Origin of the sequence: Serratia sp. CY43202 (assembly GCF_052168755.1) — a bacterium.
Taxonomy (GTDB): domain Bacteria; phylum Pseudomonadota; class Gammaproteobacteria; order Enterobacterales; family Enterobacteriaceae; genus Serratia; species Serratia bockelmannii.
The window spans coordinates 194,333-212,128 of record NZ_JBJNMB010000009.1; the positions used below are offsets into that span (position 1 = coordinate 194,333).

Sequence of the window (17,796 nt, forward strand, 5' to 3'; positions counted from 1 at the left end):
CGTTACTTCAGATCGTCAACATAGCCCAGGCTGCGCAGCGCACGTTCGTCGTCCGCCCAACCGGATTTCACTTTCACCCACAGCTCCAGATGCACTTTGGCGTCGAACATCTTTTCCATGTCCTGGCGCGCTTCGATGCCGATGGTTTTGATCTTGGCGCCTTTGTTGCCGATGACCATTTTCTTCTGGCCTTCGCGCTCGACCAGGATCAGGCCGTGCACATCGTAACCGCCGCGATCGTTGGCCACGAACTGTTCGATCTCTACCGTCACCGAATAGGGCAGCTCTTCGCCCAGGAAACGCATCAGCTTCTCACGGATGATCTCGGACGCCATAAAGCGCTGGGAGCGATCGGTGATGTAGTCTTCCGGGAAGTGGTGTTCCGCTTCCGGCAGCAGCTTGCGCACGATGCCGGCGATGGTGTCGACGTTCATCCCTTTCTCGGCGGAGATAGGCACCACATCGAGGAAATTCATCTGCTGGCTGAGGAAGGCGATGTGCGGCAACAGCTTGGATTTGTCAGTGACGTTATCGACCTTGTTGATCGCCAGCAATACCGGGCAGCGTAGGCTGCGCAGCTTGTTGACCACCATTTCGTCGTCGGCGGTCCAGTTGGTGCCTTCGACCACGAAAATCACCAGTTCGACGTCGCCGATCGAGCTGCTGGCCGCGCGGTTCATCAAACGGTTGATGGCACGTTTTTCTTCGATGTGCAGCCCAGGGGTATCGACGTAGATCGCCTGATAGGCGCCATCGGTGTCGATGCCCATGATGCGGTGACGGGTCGTCTGCGGCTTACGCGACGTAATGGAAACCTTCTGCCCCAGCAGTTGGTTCAGCAACGTCGATTTGCCCACGTTCGGGCGGCCGACGATGGCGATAAAACCGCAGTGTTGTTTTACTTCACTCATTCAAGCTCCAGCTTTTTCAGCGCTTGTTCCGCTGCCGCCTGCTCGGCTTTACGGCGGCTTGAGCCGGTGCCCACCACGGGCTCGCTCAAACCACTCACCTGGCAGTGGATGGTAAACTCTTGGTCGTGCGCTTCACCGCGAACCTGCACCACCAAATAAGAAGGCAACGGCAGATGACGCCCCTGCAAAAATTCCTGCAAACGGGTTTTCGGGTCTTTCTGCTTATCACCGGGGCTGATTTCGTCCAACCGGCTGCGATACCAGTCCAAAATCAGGCGCTCGACGGTCTGGATGTCGCTGTCCAGGAACACGCCGCCGATCAATGCCTCCACCGTATCCGCCAGGATTGACTCGCGGCGGAACCCACCACTTTTCAATTCGCCCGGCCCAAGCCGCAGACATTCGCCCAGGTCAAACTCGCGTGCCATCTCCGCCAGCGTATTGCCGCGCACCAGCGTGGCGCGCATGCGGCTCATGTCGCCCTCGTCTACGCGAGGAAAGCGATGATAGAGCGCATTGGCGATGACAAAGCTCAGAATCGAGTCACCCAGAAACTCAAGACGTTCATTGTGTTTACTGCTGGCGCTGCGGTGAGTCAAAGCCTGCAGTAAAAGCTCCTGCTGTTGAAAAGTGTAGCCCAGCTTCCGCTGCAGCCTGTTTATTACGATGGGGTTCATGAGTTACCAATAGATCAAGAATGCGTCAAAAACTTGCAGCATACGGAACAGGCCTGCTTCGCCGAAAGCCGATCCAAAGCTGTTTCGTTTGCAGTGGCTCCCAGCAGGGGCCAACTTTTTATCGCTCGAGAAAGTATTCTACAACGAGTGGAAACATAATGCTGTGTTTATATCCCCTTAATCTTTCACGCCGCAGCAAGCTGCGACGTGAAATTAACAGGGAATCAGTCAGCGATTAATGAATACCGCCGATCCGGCTGAAACGCACGCCGGTAGGCCACTCACCTTCCTGTTTTTCAAAGCTCATCCAGATGGCCGTGGCTTTACCCACCAGATTCTTCTCCGGCACAAAGCCCCAGTAACGGCTGTCCGCGCTGTTATCGCGGTTGTCGCCCATCATGAAGTAATGCCCGGCTGGCACCACCCACTCCGCCAGCGGTTTACCCGGCTGTTGGTAGTAAGCGCCCACCCGATCCTGCGCGTCCGGCACGGTCAGGATGCGATGCGTGACGTTGCCGAGGCTTTCCTGGCGCTCACGCATGCGAATGCCGCCCGACGGCACGTTATCGTTCAGCGGGATCTGATAGAAGCCGTTGCTGGCCTCGCCCATGCCGCTGCGGCTGAACAGCTGCACGAAGTCGCTCGGCTGCGCATCGGCGTAGGTCACGGCCAGCGCGGTATCGCAGGACTGCCCGCTGTTGCAGGACGGCTGCACCGTGACGCGCTTATTCACCGGATCGTAAGTAATACGGTCGCCCGGCAGGCCAATCACGCGCTTGATATAATCCAGCTTCGGATCCAGCGGATATTTAAATACCGCAATATCGCCACGCTTCGGATGGCCGGTTTCAATGAACGTAGTCTGGGTAATCGGATCTTTAATGCCGTAGGCATATTTCTCCACCAGAATGAAATCGCCAATCAACAGCGTCGGCATCATTGATCCGGACGGGATCTGGAACGGTTCGTAAATAAACGAGCGCACCACAAAGACCAGCAGCAACACCGGGAAGACCGATGCCCCGGTCTCTACCCAGCCTGGCTGCTTCGCCACTTTCGCCAGCGTTTTATCGTCTACTGCGCCCGCGGTCTGCTCGTTGACCGCCGCAATCTTCGCGCGGCGGGCCGGCGCCCATTTAAAGCGCTCGAAGCACCAGATGATCCCAGTGACCAGGGTGGCCAACGCCAGGATCAGGGCAAACATATTCGCCATGCAAACTCCCTCGTTTCGCGAACTCGTCGCGGTTACTTGCCGTCTTTACCGACGTGCAGAATGGCCAGGAACGCTTCCTGCGGCAGCTCGACGTTGCCGACCTGCTTCATGCGCTTCTTACCGTCTTTCTGTTTCTGCAGCAGCTTTTTCTTACGGCTGACGTCACCGCCGTAGCATTTCGCCAGCACGTTTTTACGCAGCTGCTTCACGGTGGAGCGCGCGATGATGTGCGTGCCGATCGCCGCCTGAATCGCAATGTCGAACTGCTGACGCGGGATCAACTCTTTCATCTTCTCCACCAGTTCACGGCCGCGGTACTGCGAGTTGTCGCGGTGGGTGATCAGCGCCAGCGCATCCACGCGCTCGTTGTTGATCAGCACGTCCACGCGCACCATGTCGGAGGCCTGGAAACGCTTGAAGTTGTAATCCAGCGACGCATAACCGCGCGACGTGGACTTCAGGCGGTCGAAGAAGTCGAGCACCACTTCCGCCATCGGGATTTCATAGGTCAACGCCACTTGGTTGCCGTGGTAAACCATGTTGGTCTGCACGCCGCGTTTCTCAACGCACAGGGTGATGACGTTGCCCAGGTATTCCTGCGGCATCAGCATGTGACATTCGGCGATCGGCTCGCGCAGTTCCTGGATGTTGTTCAGCGGCGGCAGCTTGGACGGGCTGTCGACGTAGATCACTTCTTTGCCGGTGGTTTCCACTTCGTAGACTACCGTCGGCGCGGTGGTGATCAGATCCAGATCGTATTCACGCTCCAGACGTTCCTGAATGATCTCCATGTGCAGCAGACCGAGGAAGCCGCAGCGGAAGCCGAAGCCCAACGCGGTGGAGCTTTCCGGCTCGTAGAACAGGGACGCGTCGTTAAGGCTCAGCTTGCCCAGCGCATCACGGAAAGATTCATAGTCGTCGGAGCTGATTGGGAACAGACCGGCGTACACCTGCGGCTTCACTTTCTTGAAGCCCGGCAGCGCTTTATCCGCCGGCTGACGCGCCTGCGTCAGGGTATCGCCCACCGGCGCGCCGAGGATGTCTTTGATCGCACAGACCAGCCAGCCCACTTCGCCGCAGTTCAGCACGTCGCGATCGACCTGCTTCGGCGTGAAGATACCCAAACGATCGGCGTTATACACCTGGCCGGTGCTCATGACCTTGATCTTGTCGCCCTTGCGCAGCGTGCCGTTCTTGACGCGCACCAGAGACACGACGCCCAGGTAGTTATCGAACCAGGAGTCGATGATCAACGCCTGCAGCGGCGCATCCGGATCGCCCTGCGGCGCAGGAATGTCGCGCACCAGACGCTCCAGTACCTCAGGCACACCGACGCCGGTTTTGGCCGAGCAGCGCACCGCATCGGTAGCGTCGATGCCGACGATGTCTTCAATTTCCTGCGCGGCGCGATCCGGATCGGCGGCCGGCAGGTCGATTTTGTTCAACACCGGCACCACTTCCAGATCCATTTCGATCGCGGTGTAGCAGTTGGCCAGCGTCTGGGCTTCTACGCCCTGACCGGCGTCCACCACCAGCAGCGCGCCTTCGCAGGCCGCCAGCGAGCGGGAGACTTCATAGGAGAAGTCAACGTGGCCAGGGGTGTCGATAAAGTTAAGCTGATAGGTCTGCCCATCCAGCGCTTTATAATCCAGCGTTACGCTCTGCGCCTTGATGGTGATGCCGCGCTCGCGCTCCAGATCCATGGAATCGAGCACCTGCGCAGCCATTTCACGGTCGGACAAGCCACCGCAGATTTGGATAATGCGGTCAGACAGCGTCGACTTACCGTGGTCAATATGGGCAATAATGGAGAAATTTCGTATATGCTTCATTATAAAAGTTTTTCTGCCTTGGTATTTCTGAATTACTCGCCTATAGAAACCCGCATGGACCTAAAGCGACAGTGAATGGGTGAGGCCGTCTTGCACCTGAATCGCTGCATTCTACATGCCACACCACTGAAAACCTAGCGATCGGTGCAGTGAAGGCATTCTATTATGCGCCGCTAAATGTTACAGGTCGCCCCGGCGGGTGAAAACAGATGTTAACGCGGACAATACAGCCTGAACCCGAGGCTTGCCGGTGCTCCGTGGCCATCAAACTCCGGTGCTAATACATAACCGGCCGCAGCGCAATAAACCCCTTCTGAAATTATCGAAAAAGAATATTTGGATCAACCTCTTAGAATTCAATTTTGCCTCACTTCCTTTAGGAAAAACCCCATATACGCCACCACCTCGCCTCGGATAGAAAGGACATGAACTCCGCGACAAAACATTATTCAGGGCACAACATCGGCAGCCCACCGGGGTTCACCAGCATATCTGCGTACGTTGATTGGAAGGTGCATTATGATCGATAAAGGGCAAATGCTGAGCCGGCACGATTTTTCGAAGGTCAACTGGGGCATTCTGGCAGCGGCGGCGCTGCTGTTTAGCGTGGGGGCGGCGCTGTTGGTGCTGCCGCTGCTGAGCAGCATTGACGAGAGCGAGGTCATCACGCTGTTGCAGGCCGGCGCGGGCACGATTTTACTCGGCTGTACGCTGCTGGCGCTGCGGCATTATCTGCGCCCAACGCTAACCTATCGCCTGTACGAGCACGGCGTGCGGGTCTTTGACGACCACCATCACAAAGAGCGTTTCATCCCGTTTGAGAAGATCGGTGATATCTATCGCTTTCGCGGCGGCAAGGCTTTTGGCGGGCTGTTTGACGTCACGGCGTTTCGCACCGGTGCGGATCAGCCCTGGTGCACGGTTTTCAGCAATATCGCCCATTCGTGGCGGTTGGCGGACGTGATCGTCGACCAACAGCTGCAGCAGCGCGGGCCGCTGGCGTTGAATGCGCTCTATCAAGGGGAGACGGTGTCGTTTCACACCGTTGAGGGCGACGCGCGCTGGCTGTGGCAGCTGCTGCTCGGCAAGCGGCAAGGCACGCCGACCGAAACGCTGCGGCTGAGCGCCACCTTGCTGACGACTGAACGGGGAAACGTGCCGATCGAGCAGATCCGCACCTTGGAAAACCATCCGCAGCGCGGCATCCGCTTGCTCGACGGCCAGGGAAATCTGCTGTTCGCGATTAACTACGATTCGCTGCTCAGCGCCGATCTGTTCATCGCGCTGTTGGAGCATATGATCCACAACCGCATCACCGCCTATCACAACCCGGCGATGACGCGACCGTCGGTTTAAATCAGCGGGGAGTTTTCCGCCTGCATGCGCATCGCGGTAGGCGGCAACCCAATCTGCAGCACCACCGGCTGGTAATCGGCCTGCTCACCCAGACGTCGAGCCAAGCGGCGAGCCAGCATAAAGGCCGCCCCGCCGCCCAGTACGGCGCCGACTGCCGCCGAGGCGTCGCTGCCGAAACAATATTGCAGCAACGTGCCGCCCAACATCATGCCCAGCAGCGGCGTCAGGTAAACCAGCATGGCGGAGCGCAGCAGGCTGCCTTCCGCGATGCCGACCTCGACGCGCTGCCCCGGTTCGAGCGGCTGCTCGATATGCACCTGCAGCTGATGCTCGGTTTCCGGCACCAGCTCGTTCAGCGCACGCGCGCCACAGCCGGAGCGCGCGGTGCAGCTGCCGCAGCCGGCCTTGGGTTCACAGCGCAGCAGCGCTACGCCCTGTTGCCACGAAACCACCGTGGCCCACTCTTTCATCATTACGGCGATACCTTGAAAGAAATGCTGTCGGCGATGCGCTTGGCCGTCGCCGGCGGCAATTCGCCCACAATCGTGATTTCGTTGCCCGCGCGCACTTCGGTCTGAATGGTGCGGCGCCCCTGACGGTAGTACTGCTGCCCGGCTCCGCTGCCCGCTGGGCTGACGTTGACCGAGAAGCTGAACAGGCCGTCGCTGTAGAGCCGGGATTCAACCGGCACGGCGACATTCGGCAATTTGCGGCGATTGCGCGCCACCTCGTCCACGCCGGCCGGCAACCAGCCGGTGCTCCAGCTCAGCTGGACGTTTTCCACCGCCGGCAGCGACAGCAGCGGCGGCAGGTTGGCTTTGAGCAGCCCCTGCATCGCGCCCTGCACGTCGGCGCCGACCGCGAAGGAGATCACCCGATATTGCTCCAGCGTTTCGCCGTCGCGATCGAGCAAATCCACCCGCAGCGGCAGCTTGGTGTCTTCGTCCATCCAGACGATGTAACTGTAGCGGGAACCGTCGCGCGCCACTACGCGCAGCACTTCACACGGCCGATCGGCGATGCGGGTGCTGCCCACGGAGATGAAGTCGTAATACTTGGCCAGACGAGTGAAATCGGCATAGACGATCGCCGGCAGCGCATCGACGATGTGATCGCCGGTGAGCGTGAACGGTTCCAGACCGGGTTCGAAGTAGCTGATCCCGCCGCCGCGCTGCAACACTTCGCGACGCGGGCCATCCATATGCAGCAGCTGGCCGAGCGGCACGTTGCCGATCACCGCATGGCGATAGCGCAACGACTCGATTCCCTGCTTGCTGATGCTGATGTAGGCGAGCTCGTAATTGAGAGAACGGCTGGCGCTGCTCATCTGTTGCAATAACGCCCCGGACGCAGTTGGCTGCGCCGGGGCGATGCTGGAATAGAGCAGGCTGCCCGTCAATAAACAAACGGAGAACCAGATTGGCTTCATTACTGCTGTTGCATTCCTAAAGACTGAGTTCCGGGAACCTGAATGGCAGCCTGTTGTGGGTTGCCTTGCTCAAGCTGCAGCTGATCCGAATGTAGGCGACGTTGCAGCTCATAGTCCTGCAGCATGGCGTTGATACGCTTACGCTGTTCCTGCACCTGCTGCTGTTGACCGCTGCCGGTAGAGAAACTGTCGGCAGGCACGCCCAGGCTGACCGGCGAGGCCTGGCCCATGATCGGCAGCGTGGTGAAGGCCGGCGATTCGGACGCGTTCGATGGCGCAGAAGGCTGGTTGTACTGCTGCACGCCGACGATCACCGCCAGAGACACGCAGGCCGCCATACCGATTTGCGTAATCTGGCTCGCCCAAGGACGCACTTTGTCCCAGAACGGCATTTTCTGCCAGGTGTGAGGCTGCGGCTGAGATTCCTGAACGGCGGAAGGTACCAGCCGGGCGGGTTCTTTCTCAAGTGCAGCGGCTACGCGATCGGCGATGTCGAGATGCATCACTTGTCCGACATCACCTCGCAGTGTGTCACGTATCAGGTGATAGCTCTGCCAGCTTTGTTGAAGCGTTCGATCTTGCGACAGAGAACTCAACAGCTCGCTGTCGAACGATTCACCATCCATCAGAGCGGAAAGCTTTTCTTTCTGCATGCCTAAGTACCCTTCCTGTGCCCGCCATTGCTAACGCTGGATCAGCGGTTGAACTTTATTATCGATAGCTTCCCGGGCGCGGAAAATACGCGAACGTACGGTTCCGACCGGGCAATCCATGATGGCGGCTATCTCTTCGTAGCTTAGCCCATCCAACTCCCGCAAGGTAATCGCCATGCGAAGATCCTCAGGGAGAGACTCAATGGTACGGAAAACTATCTGTCTCAGCTCTTCTGACAACATTAAGTTCTCAGGGTTCGAAATTTCTTTCAGTGCGCCCGCACTTTCGTAATTTTCCGCATCGTTGGCGTCCACATCACTGGATGGCGGACGGCGCCCCTGAGCAACCAGATAATTCTTTGCCGTGTTCACGGCGATTCGATACAACCAGGTATAAAAAGCGCTGTCGCCACGGAACGATTCCAGTGCGCGATAGGCCTTGATAAACGACTCCTGCACCACATCGGGCACATCGCCCTGCGGCACATAGCGGGAAACGAGACTCGCCACCTTATGCTGATAGCGCACTACCAGTAGGTTAAACGACTTCTGATCGCCCTTTTGGACCCGCTCGACCAGAACTTGATCCGTTAACTGCTCGCTCATCCGAGGTAAACTCTCCCCAAATCCGTCTCCACGCGTAAAATTGTACTGCCAGCCATACATTATTTTCCTGAGCAAGCACTCGCTTGGAGTTCATATAGAACACGAAGTTCCATATCGCCATTGTTTTTTCTGTTGATGTCACCCTATCCGTGGCTTTTGCCCGGACAGTTAGGCTAACATGAAATTCACTCTTCTTCTGCACACATCATACGTTATGCAACCATCATCTGAACATGTTAGCGATGTCCTGATCGTCGGCAGCGGTGCTGCGGGCCTGTCACTGGCGCTGCGCCTGGCGCAGCATTGTAAGGTTACCGTTCTCAGCAAGGGGCCGCTCAGCGAGGGGGCCACCTTTTACGCCCAGGGCGGGATCGCCGCGGTGTTCGATGAGACGGACAGCATTGCCTCACACGTTGATGACACTTTGATTGCCGGTGCCGGCCTGTGTGACAAAGAGGCCGTCGAATTCATCGCCGGCAACGCGCGCCACTGCGTGCAGTGGCTGATCGATCAGGGCGTGCTGTTCGACACCGAGATCAACGCGCAGGGCGAGGCGCATTATCACCTCACGCGCGAAGGCGGCCACAGCCATCGCCGCATCCTGCACGCCGCGGACGCGACCGGTAAGGAAGTAGAGACCACGCTGGTGGGGAAAGCAAGCGCTCACCCCAATATTTGCGTGATGGAGCGCCGCAACGCGGTTGACCTTATCACCTCGAATAAAATCGGCCTGCCGGGCACCCGCCGAGTCGTGGGCGCTTACGTCTGGAACCGCGAGCTGGAGCAGGTGGAAACCTACCGCGCCAAAACGGTGGTGTTGGCGACAGGCGGCGCGGCCAAGGTGTACCAATACACCACCAACCCCGATATCTCCTCCGGCGACGGCATCGCCATGGCCTGGCGCGCCGGCTGCCGGGTCGCCAACCTGGAGTTCAACCAGTTCCACCCAACCTGCCTGTTCCACCCGCAGGCGCGCAACTTCCTGCTGACCGAAGCGCTGCGCGGCGAAGGTGCTTACCTGAAGCGCCCGGACGGCAGCCGCTTTATGCCGGATGTCGACCCGCGCGGCGAACTGGCCCCGCGCGATATCGTCGCCCGCGCCATCGACCATGAAATGAAGCGCCTGGGCGCCGACTGCATGTACCTGGACATCAGCCACAAGCCGGCGGAGTTCATCACCCAGCACTTCCCAATGATCCACGAAAAGCTGCTGACGCTGGGCTTCGATCTGACTCGGCAACCGATCCCCATCGTCCCGGCGGCGCACTACACCTGCGGCGGCGTGATGGTCGATCAGCACGGCCGCACCGATCTCGACGGGCTGTACGCCATCGGCGAAGTCAGCTACACCGGCCTGCACGGCGCCAACCGCATGGCGTCGAACTCGCTGTTGGAATGCCTAGTTTACGGTTGGTCGGCGGCGGAAGACATTCTGCAGCGCCTGCCGTTCATCCAGCAGGCCAAACAGGTGCCGCACTGGGATGAAAGCCGGGTGGACGATGCGGACGAACGGGTGGTGATTCAGCACAACTGGCACGAGCTGCGGCTGTTCATGTGGGATTACGTCGGCATCGTGCGCACCACCAAGCGGCTGGAGCGCGCCCTGCGCCGCATCAACACGCTGCAGGCGGAAATCGACGAGTACTACGCGCACTTCCGCATCTCCAACAACCTGCTGGAGCTGCGCAATCTGGTGCAGGTGGCCGAGCTTATCGTGCGCAGCGCCATGGCACGCAAAGAGAGCCGCGGCCTGCACTACACGCTGGATTACCCGGATTTGCTGCCGGAAGCGCTGCCGACCATTTTGCAGCCTTAAACTCTGCGACAGGGCGCCTTATCGGCGCCCTTTTCTTTTCAGTAGAACAGGTAGAAGTCGGTGATCAATCGGCGGAAATCGTCGGTGTAGCTGCCATCGGCCTGTTTGATCGCCAGCGCCTGCGCCTGCAGCGGCGTTTCCCGCCGTGTCAGCGCCAGCAGCACCCGGTGCAGCGGCGTATCGGCCCGGTCGCTGACGTTCACTTTCACTGCCGTATGCCAGCCGCTTTGCAGCGCCAGGCGTTCGAATTCGGCGCCAACGTCGTGCGGCAGCACCACGCAGAACGTCCCCTGTTCCGCCAGCAGCTGCGCCGCGCAGGCCAACAGCGCGCCGTGCGTCAGGGTTTCGGTGTAGCGCGCGTTGTGGCGCGCCTGGTCGCGGCAGGCCACCGCCGGCTCGAAATACGGCGGATTACTGACGATCAGATCATACTCAGCGGCATGCCGCTGCGCATAATGATGAATATCCTGCGCATGCACGCGGATGCGCTGTGGCCACGGCGATTCCGCCGCATTTTCGCGCGCCTGACCGGCGGCGGCTTCATCCAGTTCCACCGCGTCGATGGTCACTTCGTCGCCGCTGCGCTGCGCCAGCATCAACGCGATCAGCCCGCTGCCGCAGCCGATGTCCAGCACCCGGCGCGCCTGCCCCAGCGGTGCCCAGGCGCCGAGCAGCACCCCGTCGGTGCCCACTTTCATGGCGCAACGATCGTGGGCGACAAAGAATTGTTTAAAGGTAAAACCCCCGCGGCGCGGGGTAAAATCGGCTTTCGATCGCTTGCTCACACTCACCACCTGGCTATAAAACTGGCGTAGCATAAGGCAATCTGATCGGCGGGAAAAGAGCGGCTTTCCGCTTAAATAGGTGAAGATCGCGGCCAACCCGTCTATAATCGGCGCCCCAAGTAGAGGTAGACCATGACAGCAACCACTTTTTCCGAACTCGAACTCGATGACCGCCTGATCGACGCGCTGCGCGACAAAGGCTACGATCGCCCCACCGCCATTCAGGCCGCAGCGATCCCGCCGGCGATGGACGGGCGCGACGTCTTAGGTTCGGCTCCGACCGGCACCGGCAAAACCGCCGCCTTCCTGCTGCCCGTTTTGCAGCACCTGCTGGACTTTCCACGCAAAAAATCTGGCCCGCCGCGCGTGCTGATCCTGACGCCAACGCGTGAACTGGCGATGCAGGTCGCCGACCAGGCGCGTGAATTGGCTGCTCATACCTCGCTGGATATCGCCACCATCACCGGCGGCGTCGCTTACATGAACCACGCGGAAGTGTTCAGCGAAAACCAGGACGTGGTGGTCGCCACCACCGGCCGCTTGCTGCAATACATTAAAGAAGAGAACTTCGACTGCCGCGCGGTGGAAACCCTGATCCTCGACGAAGCCGACCGCATGCTCGACATGGGCTTCGCGCAGGACATCGAAACCATCTCCGCCGAAACCCGCTGGCGCAACCAAACGCTGCTGTTCTCCGCCACGCTGGAAGGCGAAGCGATCCGCGAATTCGCCGAGCGCATCCTGAAAGAGCCGGTGGAAGTGGAGGCCGATCCGTCGCGCCGTGAACGCAAAAAGATCCTGCAGTGGTACTACCGCGCCGATGACGTGCAGCACAAAACCGCGCTGCTAATCCACCTGCTGCAGCAGCCAGACGTGCAGAAATCGGTGATCTTCGTGCGCAAGCGCGAGCGCGTGCATGAGCTGGCCACCTGGCTGCGCGAAGCGGGCATCAACACCTGCTATCTCGAAGGCGAAATGGTGCAGGCCAAACGCAACGAGGCGGTCAAACGCATGATGGATGGCCGGGTTAACGTGCTGGTCGCCACCGACGTTGCCGCACGTGGCCTGGATATCCTCGATATCACCCACGTGTTCAACTTCGACATGCCGCGCACGGCGGATACCTACCTGCACCGCATCGGGCGTACCGGCCGCGCCGGGCGCAAAGGCACCGCCATTTCGCTGGTGGAAGCGCACGACCATCTGCTGCTGGGCAAAGTGGGCCGTTACCTGAACGAGCCGCTGAAAGCGCGCGTGATCGACGAACTGCGGCCGAAAACCAAGGTGCCGAACGAGAAGAGCAACGGTAAACCGTCGAAGAAAGTGCTGGCCAAGCGCGCGGAAGACAAGGCGAAGAACAAAGAAAAGGCCAAGGTGAAAGTGCGCCATCGCGACGCCAAAAACGTCGGCAAACGCCGTCAGGCGAAGGCCAAACCGGCCGGCGACGCGGAATAACCACCGCTGCCTAAGAAAAAACCGCCTGTACAGGCGGTTTTTTTATGGGCGTTTACTGCTGCGCGTAGTGCGTGGCCAGACGGTGCCCCTGCAGCCATTTATCCAGTTCGCGGAACTGCGCCTTCAGCTCGTCATTCTGCAAATGCGCCGGCGTTTGCGAGAAGTAAAACTGGAACACGACGCCCTGCTGGTTGCGTGCCCGGGCATCGGCCCCGGCCTGCAACAGCAGCAGCGCCAGGTGCGGCGCGTTAATCTTCGCCGCCAGATGCAGCGGAGTATCTCCCAGCCGATCGCTCAACGTGGTGTCCGCTCCGGCCGCCAGCAACAGCCGCAGTTGCTCTTCGCGCCCGGCCAGCACCGCCGCCGCAAGCGGCGTGGCGCCGGTAACGGCATTACGCACGTTCACCTGTGCCCCTTCGGCCAGCAACAGCCGCAGGTACTGCGCATCTTGCAACATCGCCGCGGTGTGCAACGCGCTGTTGCCGTCCAGCCCCGCTGCCGCCGGGTCTGCCCCGAGCGCCAGCAGCGTCTGCACGCTGGCCGGCTGCTGCGAAAGCACCGCCCACTGCAACAGCGTGACCTGCCGATCGCCCCGTTCGCGCAAGCGATCCTGCGTGGCCTGTGCACGGATACCCTGCGTATCGCCACGCGCCACCGCCTGAGCCAGCGCCAGATTGCTGCGACCGTCAAACGGCGAAATCTCCTGCCCCATCTGTTGCTCCTTAGCCATCATCAGTAAACCGGTCACCGCGACCAGCGCCAGTAAGGCTATCGCCAGCGCCCGCCGCAAGCGACGCCCTTCAGGCATTGGCCTTCGCCTCCCACGGCTTTTGTTCCGCCATCGAGCTTATCACCTTGTCGATGCCGTGCGCCGTCAGGCTGCGATCCAGATGCTTGCTCGGCCGCCAGTCATCGATGCCGGTCAGGGTATCGTTGTTGGCCAAGGTGATGTTATGGCCGATGGCGTCAGGGATCAGCGAAGTCGACTCCTGGGTGCTGGTCAGCATGTCATATTGTTCGCTGTAGCGGCGAATGCCGCCGGCTTCGGCATCTTTCTTCGCCGCCGCCGGATCGATACCCAGGCGATTCAGGGTGTAATCCGAAACCCCAGCCGCGTTGAAGGTGACCGCGACGGTACCGGTCGCCAGCGCAGCCGTGGCCGCCAGGCCACCGCCAAGCGAATGACCGGCGATCACCAGCGCATCGCCAAAGGCCGCCTTGGCGCTTTTGGCAGCGGCAACCGCCTGATTGTACTGCACATCGTCATAGCCCGTCGCCTGCCGCACGTTGCTCAGCCAGTCGCGCCAGTCGTTGGTGCCGGCGAACGCCAACACATACTGCTTGTCGTTGCTGTAAACCCCGGCCTGGAAACCGCTGCCCGCGTCGTGCAGGCTGGCGGGATCGATGCCAAAACCGAGCAGTGCGCTGTCGCTCAGGCGATTGAACCCGGCAGCGCCCTGGCCGTTCAGTGAATAAACGTCCTTGGCCAACAGCGCTAACGTATAATCACCTTCCTGCGATTGTTGCCCCCGTGTCACGCCCGGCGCTGCCGCCGCCGTCGGGGCCGCCGCGGAGATATCGCCGACCAGCGTATTCAACAGGTTCTGCGCATTGAGCGTGTTCTGCGAAGGGGTGGCCACCGGCGCTGGATTTGCCGGCGCTGCCGCAGGCTGCGCCGCCGTCGCCGTCTCGGCAGCGGCGCGAGGTGTAGGGATCGCGGCCACCGGGGATACTGCAGAGGTAAAACTTAAAGGCATACTCATGCCGACTCCTTGTCGATAGACTTTTTATTGAGCACCTGAATAGGTGCTGATTTAGCTATCGGCAGGTCGGATGAGTTCTGTATTAGAAATGCTTATCTTTGTACAGAATGTGATCCGCGTTCGGTTTTCGGCCACCAAACGCAGAAAAGGGAGCCGAAGCTCCCTGATTGACTGCGCCGCAAATTACAGGCTTTCGGTAAAGGTGCGGGCGATAACGTCGCGCTGCTGTTCCGGCGTCAGAGAGTTGAAGCGTACCGCATAACCGGACACGCGGATGGTCAGCTGCGGGTATTTTTCCGGGTGCTTGACCGCGTCTTCCAGGGTTTCGCGACGCAGCACGTTGACGTTCAGGTGCTGACCGCCTTCCACGCGCACGGTCGGCTGCATTTCCAGCGGCACTTCACGGTATTCGATCTGGCCCAGGTCGCTCACTGCGACAACCTGATCTTCCGCGTAGTTGGCCTTGGCGCACACGCAGCGAGCTTCCGCTTTTTCATCATCCAGCAGCCAGAAAGAATTCACCAGCGCCTGGTCGTTCGCTTTGGTAATTTGAATACCGGTAATCATTATGTTGCCTCCGTACAAGGGCGTAAAAATTCACGTCGTGAGAAAACCCAATTCTGGTTTCGGCCATTTGGTAAAACCATTGTTGTCTTGTTGTTCTGTATACCAGCCTGACCGGGCCAGTTCCTTGATTAAAGTCAATTTTTACCGGGTAGGCACAGGGCATGAAGGGGCAAATTTATGTTTTATATCAATTTTCCCACTGCGGCAAAAACCAATTATTTTTGTAAATTTTCAAAAATAATTGCATTACGCGTGACAGTGAGAAATGAAAAGCGGGTTTCGCTGCGCGTGCCGAAACGGTAAGCTATAGCCCATGAATTGCTAAAGAAAACAAAGGAGAGCGTTTATGGCCACCTCCCTCACCTGGCATGACGTGATCGGCAAAGAGAAAGAGCAGCCCTATTTTGTTGAAACGCTCGCCTTTGTTGCCGCTGAGCGCCAGGCCGGTAAGACCATTTATCCACCGCAGAAGGACGTGTTCAACGCTTTCCGCTATACCGAGCTGGCGGACGTCAAGGTCGTCATTCTCGGCCAGGATCCGTATCACGGCCCCAATCAGGCGCACGGCCTCTCTTTCTCGGTGCGCCCCGGCGTGCCGGCGCCGCCGTCGCTGGTGAACATGTATAAAGAGCTGGCGACCGACATTCCCGGCTTCGAACGCCCGGATCACGGCTACCTGCAAAGCTGGGCCGAACAGGGGGTGCTGCTGCTCAACACCGTGCTGACGGTGGAAGGCGGCCGCGCGCACTCGCACGCCAACCTGGGCTGGGAAACCTTTACCGATAAGGTGATCGCCGCCCTGAATGAGAACCGCGAAGGCGTGGTGTTCCTGCTGTGGGGCTCGCACGCGCAGAAGAAAGGCAACTTTATCGACCGCAACCGCCACCATGTGCTGAAGGCGCCGCACCCGTCGCCGCTCTCCGCGCACCGCGGTTTCCTCGGCTGCCGCCACTTCTCGCAGGCCAATCAGCTGCTGGAGCAGCAAGGACTCACGCCGATCGATTGGATGCCGCGCCTGCCGCAGGCATAGTCCAGAGACAAAAAAGGCACCCTCGGGTGCCTTTCTTTATACCGTTGCCGGGGCGATTACGCCTTGGCTTTGGAGACCGCGACCATCGCCGGACGCAGCAGGCGGCCGTTCAGCGTATAACCTTTCTGCATCACCATCATCACGTGGTTCGGCTGGTGATCGGCGGATTCCATCATGCTCATCGCCTGATGCACTTCCGGGTTGAACGGCACGTTGACGTCGCCGACGATTTCGATGCCATACTTGCGCACCACGTCCAGCAGCGATTTCAGCGTCAGCTCGATGCCTTCGATCATCGCGGCCAGTTCAGGATTGTTTTTATCCGCCAGATCCAGCGCGCGCTCCAGGTTGTCGATCACCGGCAGCAGATCGCCGGAGAATTTCTCCAGGGCGAACTTGTGCGCTTTCTCGACGTCCAGTTCAGCGCGGCGGCGGATGTTTTCCGCTTCCGCTTTGGCGCGCAGCAGGCTGTCGCGCTCGTGCTGCTGCGCTTCCGCCAGTTGGGCTTCCAGTTCGGCGATACGCGCATCGCGCAGATCGACGCCTTCCGCCGCTTCCGGCAGCGTATCATCGTGATGAGCGTGTTGTTCCATTTCTTCCGAGACTTGCTCGTTTGGCGTCTTCTGTTCTTTACTACTCATGAATATCTCCGCGTTTTAGCATTAATCTCGCAACTTGGCTTATTATGGGGATCAAAACCGGGGTTTCAAGTCAACCGGTCACAATGTGGGGCATAAACGGGTCCCGGTGAGGAAAATCACAACAAATGAATAAAAAATTCGCCTGTATTGGCATTGTTGGCCACCCGCGTCACCCTTCAGCGCTGGCAACCCACGAGATGCTGTTCCACTGGCTGGTCGCCCGTGGCTATTCGGTGATGGTCGAACGCCAAATCGCCCATGATTTGGGGCTGAAAGACGCCGTCACCGGCAGCCTGGCGGATATCGGCCAGCGCGCCGATCTGGCGGTGGTGGTCGGCGGCGACGGCAACATGCTCGGCGCAGCGCGCGTGCTGGCGCGCTACGACATCAAGGTAATCGGAGTCAACCGCGGCAACCTCGGTTTCCTCACCGATCTCGATCCCGACAACGCCCTGCAGCAGCTGGCGGACGTGCTGGAAGGCGAGTACATCGACGAACAGCGTTTCCTGCTGGAAACCATCGTGCATAAAGAGCACCAGCAGTGCCGCATCAGCACCGCCATCAACGAAGTGGTGCTGCACCCCGGCAAAGTGGCGCACATGATCGAATTCGAAGTGTACATCGACGATCGCTTCGCCTTCTCACAGCGCTCCGACGGCCTGATCATCGCCACGCCGACCGGCTCCACCGCCTACTCGCTCTCTGCCGGTGGGCCGATCCTCACCCCGTCGCTGGAGGCGATCGCGCTGGTGCCGATGTTCCCGCACACCCTTTCCGCCCGGCCGCTGGTGATCAACGGCGACAGCACCATCCGCCTGAAGTTTTCGCAGATCGGCAGCGATCTGGAGATCAGCTGCGACAGCCAGATCGCGCTGCCTATCCAGGAAGGCGAAGAAGTGCTGATCCGCCGCAGCGATTTCCACCTGAATTTGATTCACCCGAAGGACTACAGCTATTTCAACACGTTAAGCACCAAGCTGGGCTGGTCGAAAAAATTGTTCTAAAATCTGCGCCGGCCACTTTACTGTATATAAAACCAGTTTATACTGTATGAAATTACAG

General features: G+C 59.5%; 18 protein-coding genes. 5 read left to right on the forward strand and 13 right to left on the reverse strand.

Annotated features, from left to right (window positions below; translation table 11 throughout):
• Window positions 1-2: 2 nt before the first annotated feature.
• The 4 genes from era to lepA form a co-directional block, all read right to left on the reverse strand.
• Window positions 3-911: a GTPase Era gene (gene era / locus ACJ8J5_RS19495; RefSeq protein WP_025303944.1), complete on the reverse strand. Its 909-nt coding sequence runs from the start codon at window positions 909-911 to the stop codon at window positions 3-5.
• Window positions 908-1,588: a ribonuclease III gene (rnc, locus tag ACJ8J5_RS19500; protein ID WP_004929158.1), complete on the reverse strand. Its 681-nt coding sequence runs from the start codon at window positions 1,586-1,588 to the stop codon at window positions 908-910. The genes era and rnc overlap by 4 nt, the downstream gene beginning before the upstream one ends.
• Window positions 1,589-1,823: 235 nt before the next feature.
• Window positions 1,824-2,801 carry a signal peptidase I gene (lepB, locus tag ACJ8J5_RS19505; RefSeq protein WP_442520488.1) on the reverse strand — a complete coding sequence of 326 codons (978 nt, stop codon included), beginning with the start codon at window positions 2,799-2,801 and terminating at the stop codon, window positions 1,824-1,826.
• Between the two features lie 32 nt (window positions 2,802-2,833).
• Window positions 2,834-4,633, reverse strand: coding sequence for a translation elongation factor 4 (gene lepA, locus ACJ8J5_RS19510; RefSeq protein ID WP_025303945.1), 1,800 nt, complete (start codon window positions 4,631-4,633; stop codon window positions 2,834-2,836).
• Window positions 4,634-5,152: 519 nt separating this feature from the next.
• Here lepA and ACJ8J5_RS19515 point away from each other — a divergent pair.
• Entirely contained in the window at window positions 5,153-5,989 is an 837-nt protein-coding gene (locus ACJ8J5_RS19515; protein WP_025303946.1) for a hypothetical protein, read from the forward strand.
• On the opposite strand, the gene rseC is transcribed toward ACJ8J5_RS19515, so the two are convergent.
• Genes rseC through rpoE form a run of 4 tightly spaced genes read right to left on the reverse strand, consistent with a single transcriptional unit; the run spans window position 5,986 to window position 8,677 of the window.
• Window positions 5,986-6,462: a SoxR-reducing system protein RseC gene (gene rseC, locus ACJ8J5_RS19520; RefSeq protein ID WP_025303947.1), complete on the reverse strand. Its 477-nt coding sequence runs from the start codon at window positions 6,460-6,462 to the stop codon at window positions 5,986-5,988. The two genes, ACJ8J5_RS19515 and rseC, sit on opposite strands and share 4 nt — an antisense overlap.
• On the reverse strand, window positions 6,462-7,418 hold the full coding sequence (gene rseB / locus ACJ8J5_RS19525) for a sigma-E factor regulatory protein RseB (protein ID WP_141967088.1): 957 nt from the start codon (window positions 7,416-7,418) through the stop codon (window positions 6,462-6,464). The genes rseC and rseB overlap by 1 nt, the downstream gene beginning before the upstream one ends.
• Window positions 7,418-8,071 (reverse strand): anti-sigma-E factor RseA, encoded by a 654-nt coding sequence (gene rseA, locus ACJ8J5_RS19530; RefSeq protein ID WP_016929795.1) that lies wholly within the window; start codon window positions 8,069-8,071, stop codon window positions 7,418-7,420. The genes rseB and rseA overlap by 1 nt, the downstream gene beginning before the upstream one ends.
• A gap of 30 nt (window positions 8,072-8,101) precedes the next feature.
• Window positions 8,102-8,677: an RNA polymerase sigma factor RpoE gene (gene rpoE / locus ACJ8J5_RS19535; RefSeq protein ID WP_004929136.1), complete on the reverse strand. Its 576-nt coding sequence runs from the start codon at window positions 8,675-8,677 to the stop codon at window positions 8,102-8,104.
• Window positions 8,678-8,891: 214 nt separating this feature from the next.
• On the opposite strand from rpoE, the gene nadB reads away from it, so the two are divergent.
• Complete coding sequence (gene nadB, locus ACJ8J5_RS19540) at window positions 8,892-10,493, forward strand: L-aspartate oxidase (protein WP_025303949.1); 1,602 nt, start codon at window positions 8,892-8,894, stop codon at window positions 10,491-10,493.
• Window positions 10,494-10,531: 38 nt separating this feature from the next.
• On the opposite strand, the gene trmN is transcribed toward nadB, so the two are convergent.
• A complete protein-coding gene (gene trmN, locus ACJ8J5_RS19545) occupies window positions 10,532-11,311 on the reverse strand; it encodes a tRNA(1)(Val) (adenine(37)-N(6))-methyltransferase TrmN (RefSeq protein WP_025303950.1) in 780 nt (259 codons plus the stop codon).
• Window positions 11,312-11,410: 99 nt separating this feature from the next.
• Here trmN and srmB point away from each other — a divergent pair, with 99 nt between their 5' ends.
• Window positions 11,411-12,733, forward strand: coding sequence for an ATP-dependent RNA helicase SrmB (gene srmB / locus ACJ8J5_RS19550; RefSeq protein ID WP_025303951.1), 1,323 nt, complete (start codon window positions 11,411-11,413; stop codon window positions 12,731-12,733).
• 52 nt (window positions 12,734-12,785) lie between these two features.
• On the opposite strand, the gene ACJ8J5_RS19555 is transcribed toward srmB, so the two are convergent.
• The 3 genes from ACJ8J5_RS19555 to grcA form a co-directional block, all read right to left on the reverse strand.
• Window positions 12,786-13,541 carry an ankyrin repeat domain-containing protein gene (locus ACJ8J5_RS19555; protein WP_414104907.1) on the reverse strand — a complete coding sequence of 252 codons (756 nt, stop codon included), beginning with the start codon at window positions 13,539-13,541 and terminating at the stop codon, window positions 12,786-12,788.
• Window positions 13,534-14,496, reverse strand: coding sequence for a DUF2974 domain-containing protein (locus ACJ8J5_RS19560; protein ID WP_147824182.1), 963 nt, complete (start codon window positions 14,494-14,496; stop codon window positions 13,534-13,536). Before ACJ8J5_RS19560 ends, ACJ8J5_RS19555 begins: the two co-directional genes overlap by 8 nt.
• Window positions 14,497-14,679: 183 nt before the next feature.
• Entirely contained in the window at window positions 14,680-15,063 is a 384-nt protein-coding gene (gene grcA, locus ACJ8J5_RS19565; RefSeq protein ID WP_004929114.1) for an autonomous glycyl radical cofactor GrcA, read from the reverse strand.
• Between the two features lie 346 nt (window positions 15,064-15,409).
• Between grcA and ung the strand changes: the two genes are divergently transcribed.
• Window positions 15,410-16,093 (forward strand): uracil-DNA glycosylase, encoded by a 684-nt coding sequence (gene ung, locus ACJ8J5_RS19570; RefSeq protein WP_033635636.1) that lies wholly within the window; start codon window positions 15,410-15,412, stop codon window positions 16,091-16,093.
• 56 nt (window positions 16,094-16,149) lie between these two features.
• Here the strand turns inward: ung and grpE are convergent, their stop codons facing one another.
• Window positions 16,150-16,734: a nucleotide exchange factor GrpE gene (gene grpE / locus ACJ8J5_RS19575; RefSeq protein WP_025303955.1), complete on the reverse strand. Its 585-nt coding sequence runs from the start codon at window positions 16,732-16,734 to the stop codon at window positions 16,150-16,152.
• A gap of 125 nt (window positions 16,735-16,859) precedes the next feature.
• Here grpE and nadK point away from each other — a divergent pair, with 125 nt between their 5' ends.
• Window positions 16,860-17,738 carry an NAD(+) kinase gene (nadK, locus tag ACJ8J5_RS19580; protein ID WP_019452304.1) on the forward strand — a complete coding sequence of 293 codons (879 nt, stop codon included), beginning with the start codon at window positions 16,860-16,862 and terminating at the stop codon, window positions 17,736-17,738.
• Window positions 17,739-17,796 lie beyond the last annotated feature (58 nt).